A 7724-nucleotide genomic window follows, 5' to 3' on the forward strand; every position below is an offset into this window, starting at 1 on the left:
GGCCAAGACCGGGATGGCGACCGTCGACGCGGCGAGCCCGACGAAGATCGCGGCCGCAATCACCTTGGCGCCGGCGCTCAGGGTGCTGTTGCCGACGGCCAGGCCGGCGGCCGCGCACAGGATCAGCACCTCGGGCCGTACCGGCACCAGCACCGCGCCCATCACCCCGGCGCGCGCCGGCGACAGGGTGGAGAACGACCGCATCCAGCGCGGCATGCTGCGCTGCCGATGCCGGGTGAACCAGTGATAGGCGGCCAGCGCGAGGAGCGCCACGCCGAAGGCCAGCCGCACCCAGGCCGCCCATTTCGGCGGAGTCGCGTGGAAGCCACTGAGCAACTCCGACCCGCTGACGAAGGCGGCGGTGAGGGCGACCAGGCCCAGCAGCCAGCCGCCCAGAAAGGAGAGACTGGCCGGGCGCGGCCGGGGCGCGTGCAGCACCAGCACCGCGGGAATGACCGTGATCGGCGACAGGGCGATGACGGCCGCCAACGCCACGAGTTTGCTCAGGACCGAGGCCCAACTTGCGTCCACGGGCAGCAATCATCGCATTGGCGTGGCGCTCATGCGGTCATCACCGCGGCCGTCAGCCTTTGCGGCGCAGCGTCCAGGCGGGCACCCAGTGCGTCACCGTTCGGCGCTTGGCCCCGTAGGCGACGGGATAGGTCACCAGCCCCCACCAGTCGCCCTGCTCGCACAGGCCCCAGCAACTCAGCCACCCCTCGACGACCTTGTGCAGCTGCAGCCCGTTGGGCTGATACCGGCCCGAGCGGTGCGGCTCGCGCGGGAAAAGCACCGTCAGGTCGACCAGCACCGCGACCGCCGGACGGACCACCCGAAACGGGCTGCGGACCGGTTGGCCGTTGTACCCGATCGACGCGAGCGGACCCATCGATCGATCATACGTTCGAATGAGCGGCTCGTTGAGCCCCCAGGTTCGCCCGGTTCGCTTCTGGCAACATAGCGGTGTGTTCAGCCAAACCGCGACGTCCCGGGCGGTTCGGTGAGCATCGAAACCACCGAAGAATCACCGAGCCGCCGCGGCCTGCTGAAGGGTCGCCGCCCGGCGGCCGCGGCGGCGCTGGATCCGCTGCTCGTCGCCGTGCTGGCCGTCGCGGTCGGCCTGGCCGGCGCCGCCCGGCCCTCATTCTGGTACGACGAGGCCGCCACCATTTCGGCCGCCTACAGCCGGTCACTGATCCAGATGTGGCACATGCTGGGCAACGTCGACGCCGTCCACGGTTCGTACTACCTGCTGATGCACGGGTGGTTCCAGGTCTTCCCGCCCACCGAGTTCTGGTCGCGCGCCCCCAGCGCCCTGGCCGTGGGGGCGGCGGCCGCCGGCGTCGTCGTGCTGGGCAAGCAGTTCTCGTCCCGTACCGTCGCGGTGGCCTCCGGGTTGTTCTGCGCGATCCTGCCCCGGACCACGTGGGCGGCCATCGAGGCGCGCCCGTACGCAATGTCGATGATGGCCGCCGTGTGGCTCACCGTCCTGCTGGTCTACGCTGCGCGCCGCGACACCGGTTGGCTGTGGCTGGCCTATGCCGTCGCGCTGGCCTGCTCGGTCGTGCTCGACGCGTACCTTGCCCTGCTGCTGGCGGCGTATGCCGTGTTCATCGGCGTCTTCCACCGCGCCCGAACGTCCTTGGCGGGCTTCGCGATTGCCTCGGTGTTGGCGGTAGCCGCTCTGCTGCCGTTCCTGATGACGGTCGCCGGGCAGGCACACCAGATCAGTTGGGTCGCACCCATCGGCCACCGCACCATCGAAGACGTGGTGATGCAACAGTATTTCGAACGATGCCCGCCGTTCGCCGTGCTGTCGGCGTTGCTGATCGGCGCAGCAATCGTGTTGTGGCTCAGCGGGTCCGCGCGTCTGGCGGATTCGCAGCGCCGACTGCTGGTGCTGACGACGGGGTGGCTCGCGACACCGACGGCCGCGATCGTGACGTATTCGGCACTGGTTCATCCGATCTACACCCCGCGCTACCTGTGCTTCACCGCGCCCGCGCTGGCGCTGATCCTGGGCGTCTGCGCCGGCGCGGTGGCCGCCAAGCCGTGGCTGACAGCGGCGCTCGTCGGTCTTTTCGCCGTTGCCGCCGCGCCCAATTATGTTCAGGTGCAACGTAACCCGTATGCCAAATACGGTATGGACTACAGCCAGGTCGCCGACCTGATCACCGCGAAGGCCGCACCGGGCGATTGCCTACTGGTCAACGACACGGTGACGTTCATGCCGGCCCCGATGCGGCCGCTGCTGGCGGCGCGCCCGGCTGCCTATCGCAAGCTGATCGACCTCACGCTGTGGCAGCGGGCGACCGATCGCAACGACGTGTTCGACACCAACCTGATCCCCGAGGTGGTGGCCGGACCGTTGAGCCAGTGCGGCGTCGTCTGGATCATCACGCAGGCCGACCCGTCTCAGCCGTCGCACGAACAGGGTCCGGCGCTGCCGCCGGGCCCGGTCTATTGGGCGAGCACCGCCTTCGCGGTGCCGCACGACCTGGGCTTCCGCCTGGTGGAGCGCTGGCAGTTCAACCTGGTCCAGGTGCTCAAAGCCCAGCGCTAGTCACCAGATGTGGATCCAGTCGACGAGCATGTCCGCCGGGTAGGTGGCCGCCGCCGGATCGCCGGCACCGACCCCGCCGACCGCCAGGGTGAACATGGGCGTCATCCAGTAGCCGGGATTGTTGAACGGCCACCGGAAGTCGTCCGGGGCGCCGCCGTGGACGTGGATGGGTTTGTTTGGCACGGTGAAGTACTGCGCCCCGTCGCGGGCGAACTGGAATCCGTCCTCGCCCCAGTGCATTCGCCAGGTGTGCCAGTTGCCGTCGACCATGCCGGGGATGGACTTGCCCTCCCACGTCTTGCCGTTCGACGCGGCGTGCACCGTGGTGCCCGGCGGCCACGAGCCGTTGCCGTACCACTCGAAAAGGTCGACCTCGCCGTCCGGCAGCGGGTCCTCGTTCACACCCCAGAACGCCGACCACAGGCCCGGTTCCAGACAGTTCAGTTTGATCCGCGCTTCCCAGGTCTGGTTGATCATGCTGCGGAAGTTGCCGCGCAGTTTGGCGCCGTAGTAGGTGTCACCTTCCTGGGTGGCGCGCAGCACGAGATTGGAGTTGCCGTCCTGGAACACGTTTCGGCGGTCGTCGCGGTAGATCCCGGCGACCGGCGGGAACACGTCGTCCTGCCAGGTCTGGATGGTCCACTTGCCCGGATCGGGAGCCGAACCCGCCGGGCCGTCGAACTCGTCGGCGAAGATGTAGCCGCCGCCGCCCGCCGCCGGTGCGGCCGGCACCGAAGGGCCCGATGGGGCGGCCCAGGCACCCGGCAAGCGCATCGCAGCCCCGATCATGCCGAGGCCCGACATCAACATCATGCTGCGACGATCCATCTAAACCACCAATCGTTAAAGCCGGCTCGTCAAGCTCGGCGCGATCTCCCCAGGCAACTCTCGCAAACGGTGTTATGAAACCACGCGGTGGGGTGGCCCGCATGCTGCCGTCGCGATCCGCGCGCGACGTTCCCGATCACGACCCGCGCGCCGGTCCGTCGCCGCGATCCCCCTGGCATAAACAAGGGACGATAGCAGCAGTGACGCCCGCTTCCAGGGATTTCACGTCCCAGCCATCAACTTAGTTGACATCGCTGCGGCCGCTGGTATCAAGGAGATTGATGGTTCGAGAAAGGAAAGCAACCATGTCTCATGGATTCTTCGGCGGTTTCGGTGGGCCCGGTTTCGGTGGGCCCGGTTTCGGTGGTCCGGGCTTTGGCGCGCCGGGCTTCGGTGGGCCGGGCTTCGGTGGTCCCGGGTTCGGCGGTCCGGGTGCCGGTGGGCCCGGCTTCGCGCCGTTCGGCAAGAAGGGTCGGCACGGTCTCAAGCGCGCCGCGTTCGTCACCGCGGCGTTGCTGCTGGACGGCCCGGCCGACGCCGCACAGGTGGTGCAACGGGTATCCGACGCGACCGGCGGTGCGTTCACCCCTCCCCAGGACATCGCCGAGCTTGCGATCGGGGTCCTCGCCGGTCGCGGCGTCGTCACCGTCGACGGCGGTGTGGCGACGCTGACCGAGCTCGGCCGAAACCTGTTGGCCTGGCGCGGGGTCAGCAGCGAGACCGCGCACGCCTTCTTGGGCCGGGCGGCCAAGTTCGGTGACGTGGTGAAGATCCGCAAGGAGCTCTTCGAGATCGCCGGCCTGGCCCGCACCATCGCCTGGACGGGCACCGACGAGCAGAAGCAGCAGCTCGCCGAGACCCGCACCAAGGTGCTCGAGGCGTTGACCGACGCCCGCAAGGCGCTGCACCGCGTGCTCGGCGAGGACTAGCGCGGCGGCGCCGGCTAGCGGGACGTGGGTTCGCTGAGCCTGACCAGGGTCTTGCCGACGTTGACGCCGGTGAACAGGCCGTTGAGGGCATCGACGCACGACTCGATGCCCTCAAAGATGGTCTGCCGGTGGTGAAGTCGGCCCTCGGCCTCCCACTGGCGTAGCGCGGCGAACGCTTCGTCGAAGCGGCCCCACTGATCGAGCGCGTTGAACCCCTGCATCAACGCGGTCTTGGACAACAGGTTCACGTAGTTGGCCGGCCCGGGGTGGTCTCCGGTCAGGTAGCTGGAGATGACGCCGCACAGGACGACGCGCGCGTGCGAGGCCAGCCTGCCCAGCACGGCGTTGAGGATGGGCCCGCCCACATTGTCGAAGTAGACGTCGACGCGTTGCGGGCAATGCTTTTTCAGCGCCGCCGCGACGTCGTCGTTCTTGTAGTCGATGCACGCGTCGAAGCCGAAATCCTCCACCACCGCCCGGCATTTCTCCGGACCGCCGGCGATCCCCACCACCCGGGCGCCGGCGATCTTGGCGATCTGCCCGGCGACCGATCCGGTGGCACCCGCGGCCGCCGACACCACCACCGTTTCCCCGGGCTGCGGCCGGCCGATGTCGGTCATGCCGAAATAGGCGGTGGCGCCGGTCGGCCCGTAGACCGACATGATCGCCAGCTGGTCGTCCTCCCCGGGGATCGGCGTGCTGAACAGGTCGTCGCGGATGAGCGCGTATTCCTGGAAACCGGTCAGGGTGGTGACGACGTCACCGACGGCGTAGGCGTCGCACCGCGAGGCGACCACCTCGCCGATCCCGGCCGCCCGGATGACCTCGCCCAACTGCACCGGCGGAAGGTAGCTGGGCTGGTCGTCGAGCCAGGTGCGCGCGGCGGCGTCGATGCCGACGTACGTGGTGCGCAACAGCGCCTCGCCGTCGGCGGGCTCGGGCGCCGGCGTGGTGACCAGTTCCGTGTCCTCCGGCTGGACCAGCCCGGACGGGCGACGACGAAGCAGGACCTGGCGATTCGGCACATCGGGCACGGTCGTAAAAACTACCGAACCGGCCGTAAACGCAGAAGCGAATGGCATATTCATTCCATGCCAGCAAACGAAGACCCGGAAGACCGGATCCGGGAACTCGAGCGCCCGCTCGCCGAGGCGGCGCGGGCGTCCGAGCAGGGCAGCGCGCAGCCCGCCGGCCAAAACTATCCCCCCGGCCCGGCGAGCGCCCCGCCACCGCCGCCCACCCCGTGGACATCCGGCGGGCCCACATTCGGCCCGCGCCAGCAACGCCCTTCCGGCAACCGCGCGTGGTGGATCGTCGGCACGCTGGTCGCCATCGGTGTGCTGGCCCTCGCCGGCGGCATCGCGGCCTTTGCCGCACACCAGCTTTCCGGGGTCAAGTCGATCATCGCCACGCCGCCGACCATCCCCAAAACGTTTAGCCCGCCGAGCATTTCGACGACCCCCGGTCCGTCGACGTCCCACCGCAAGCCGGCCTCGCCGTCGACCTCACCCGCCGCTCCGCCGGGCACCGAGCTCAGCGTCTCCGGCGTCAACGAGAACCGGACCATCGCCTGCAACGACAACATCGTCAGCGTCAGTGGGGTTTCCAACACGGTCACGATCACCGGGCATTGCACCAGCCTGTCGGTGTCCGGTGTGCAGAATGAGATCACCGTGGAGACCGTCGACAGCATCGAGGCCTCCGGCTTCAACAACAAGGTCACCTACCGCTCGGGCGCACCGAAGATCAGCAACTCCGGCGGCTCGAACGTGGTGCAGCAGGGCTAAGCCGAAACTTCTTGTTACGCAGGCTCTTCGGCGTCGTCGTCCAGGACGCTGACCGCGATGCCGTAGGGCAGGAACCGCACCTTGCGTTTGGGGTCGACGTTGTTCTTGTTCGCCCGCAGCGCGTCGAGTTCGGTCGCATAGACCTGTTCGACGCGTGCGCCGCCGCTTTCGTCGACGGTGTAGATGGCCCACACGCCCTCACCGGCTTCGCCGGCGGTTTCCGGGGCGCTGCGCGGGCGCCGCGTCAGGTCGTCGAAGACGGCGGACCAGCCCGTCCGGGCGCCGGGGGCGGCCACAAACCTACTGACCCGCTCGAACACGTCACGCAGGCCTTCGCTGCCTTCCCGAATCATTCGATCGAATTCGTCGGGGTCGAATCCGAATCCACTGTGCTCGCCCACGCGACCTCCTTGGCGCTCGTGCCGTAACTGCCAGTGTGCGCTCAGTCCAGACCGTTTGCCACGCGCTACGGGGCCGGTGGCGCCGGCGGGGGCGGCGGGGTGATCGGAATCGGCACCGTGACGAACGGGAAGTGCAGATACATCGTCACCGGCGGCTGCTGGGGCAGCTGCGGTGCGGCGGGCGCGGGCGCCGGGGGCGGCGCCGCCGGCGGAGGCGCTGCCGGTGCCGCGGCCGGCGGGGGCGCCGGGCGCTCGACGGGCGGTGGTGTGTACTGTGGCGCGGGCCGGGCCGGGGCGCGCCGGACCGGTGCCGCGGGCGGCACCGTGACCGGTTCCTGCGGCGCGGGCTGCTGCACCGGCGACGGCGCCGGGGCGGCCACCTCCGACGGGCTGGGTGCGGGCGCGGGCGGCGGTGGCGCCGGGCTCGGGACGGGCAGCTGCGCTTGCGGGGGGTTGCTCGGTGGGGCCGCCGGTAGCTGCACTCCGGGCGTGGCGACGCCGACGCCGGAATTGTGGCGCACGTTCGATCCCGGGCGATCCGACGCCAAAGTCACCAGCACCACCCCGCCGATCACGGCGACGATGCCGGCCAGGGCGCTGCCGGCCAGCAGCATGGACAAGGGCCGGCGGCGCGGGGGGTCCTCGTCGTCGTCGGCGACGGCGCTGTAGGCCCGCACGTCGGTGTCGACGTCGGCGTGGCCCCAGACGTCCAGGTACGACGGGCCGAGGCCGGGTGGATTCATTTCGCCGGTGCCCGGATCCAGCGCGTAGGCCAGGGCGGCCGTCGACGACGCGAACAGCGGCGCGTTCGCCGAGGCCAGGGCCGCGCCGCGGGCCAGCGCCATGTCCGGCTCCTCGGGGCCGGTGACCGGAAGCGGGGTGGCCGCCTCGAGCGTGGACTTCAGCGCCACGATGTCGGTTCCGCAGCCGATCACGAACACACCGTCGGCGCGCGACCCGCGGGCGTCCAGACCGGAGACCATCGACGCCAGCTCGACGGCCAGGCCGCCCGCGCGAGCGTCGCCGATCTGGCGCCGGTGCAGATCGACGATGGAGCCGTCGGATACGCGCTCGGCTACGAGCGCCTCGCGATGCTGTTCGTCGAGCCGGCGAACGCGACGCTGGCGGTGGTCGACGTCTCCGACGGCTCCATCGTCGATCTGCACCGGCGCCAGATCGGCGACGCTCGCGCGGGCGGCCTGGCCTACGCGCTGGC

9 protein-coding genes are annotated in these 7724 nt (G+C 69.9%); 3 read left to right on the forward strand and 6 right to left on the reverse strand.

Annotated elements, in window-relative coordinates; translation table 11 throughout:
- Both A5659_RS26110 and A5659_RS26115 read right to left on the reverse strand, forming a co-directional pair.
- Positions 1–531 (reverse strand): GAP family protein (locus A5659_RS26110; RefSeq protein WP_067185330.1); only part of this gene is annotated, 531 nt, incomplete at its 3' end.
- Between the two features lie 52 nt (positions 532–583).
- Entirely contained in the window at positions 584–889 is a 306-nt protein-coding gene (locus A5659_RS26115; protein ID WP_066863422.1) for a hypothetical protein, read from the reverse strand.
- A 156-nt stretch (positions 890–1045) separates the two neighbouring features.
- Between A5659_RS26115 and A5659_RS26120 the strand changes: the two genes are divergently transcribed.
- A complete protein-coding gene (locus tag A5659_RS26120; RefSeq protein ID WP_156749389.1) occupies positions 1046–2563 on the forward strand; it encodes a glycosyltransferase family 39 protein in 1518 nt (505 codons plus the stop codon).
- Here the strand turns inward: A5659_RS26120 and A5659_RS26125 are convergent, their stop codons facing one another.
- Positions 2564–3391, reverse strand: a complete 828-nt coding sequence (locus tag A5659_RS26125; RefSeq protein WP_066863428.1) for a family 16 glycosylhydrolase — start codon at positions 3389–3391, stop codon at positions 2564–2566. It abuts the gene before it with no gap.
- A 305-nt stretch (positions 3392–3696) separates the two neighbouring features.
- Between A5659_RS26125 and A5659_RS26130 the strand changes: the two genes are divergently transcribed.
- A complete protein-coding gene (locus A5659_RS26130) occupies positions 3697–4320 on the forward strand; it encodes a hypothetical protein (RefSeq protein ID WP_067139737.1) in 624 nt (207 codons plus the stop codon).
- Positions 4321–4334: 14 nt separating this feature from the next.
- On the opposite strand, the gene A5659_RS26135 is transcribed toward A5659_RS26130, so the two are convergent.
- Positions 4335–5354 (reverse strand): NADP-dependent oxidoreductase, encoded by a 1020-nt coding sequence (locus A5659_RS26135; protein ID WP_066863433.1) that lies wholly within the window; start codon positions 5352–5354, stop codon positions 4335–4337.
- 57 nt (positions 5355–5411) lie between these two features.
- On the opposite strand from A5659_RS26135, the gene A5659_RS26140 reads away from it, so the two are divergent.
- Entirely contained in the window at positions 5412–6107 is a 696-nt protein-coding gene (locus A5659_RS26140) for a DUF3060 domain-containing protein (protein ID WP_067185326.1), read from the forward strand.
- A gap of 14 nt (positions 6108–6121) precedes the next feature.
- Here A5659_RS26140 and A5659_RS26145 read toward each other — a convergent pair whose 3' ends face one another.
- Together A5659_RS26145 and A5659_RS26150 are read right to left on the reverse strand one after the other, a co-directional pair.
- Entirely contained in the window at positions 6122–6460 is a 339-nt protein-coding gene (locus tag A5659_RS26145; protein ID WP_369806975.1) for a hypothetical protein, read from the reverse strand.
- 113 nt (positions 6461–6573) lie between these two features.
- On the reverse strand, positions 6574–7724 hold a 1151-nt coding region (locus tag A5659_RS26150; protein WP_231998022.1), incomplete at its 5' end, for a hypothetical protein.

This window comes from Mycobacterium sp. 1165196.3, assembly GCF_001673415.1.
Lineage (GTDB): Bacteria > Actinomycetota > Actinomycetes > Mycobacteriales > Mycobacteriaceae > Mycobacterium > Mycobacterium europaeum_A.

Excerpts from the sequence above, each read along its gene's own strand:
- A5659_RS26115 (WP_066863422.1), bottom strand. The coding sequence starts at position 889 with ATGGGTCCGCTCGCGTCGATCGGGTACAACGGCCAACCGGTCCGCAGC.
- A5659_RS26125 (WP_066863428.1), bottom strand. The coding sequence starts at position 3,391 with ATGGATCGTCGCAGCATGATGTTGATGTCGGGCCTCGGCATGATCGGG.
- A5659_RS26130 (WP_067139737.1), top strand. The coding sequence starts at position 3,697 with ATGTCTCATGGATTCTTCGGCGGTTTCGGTGGGCCCGGTTTCGGTGGG.
- A5659_RS26140 (WP_067185326.1), top strand. The coding sequence starts at position 5,412 with ATGCCAGCAAACGAAGACCCGGAAGACCGGATCCGGGAACTCGAGCGC.
- A5659_RS26145 (WP_369806975.1), bottom strand. The coding sequence starts at position 6,460 with ATGATTCGGGAAGGCAGCGAAGGCCTGCGTGACGTGTTCGAGCGGGTC.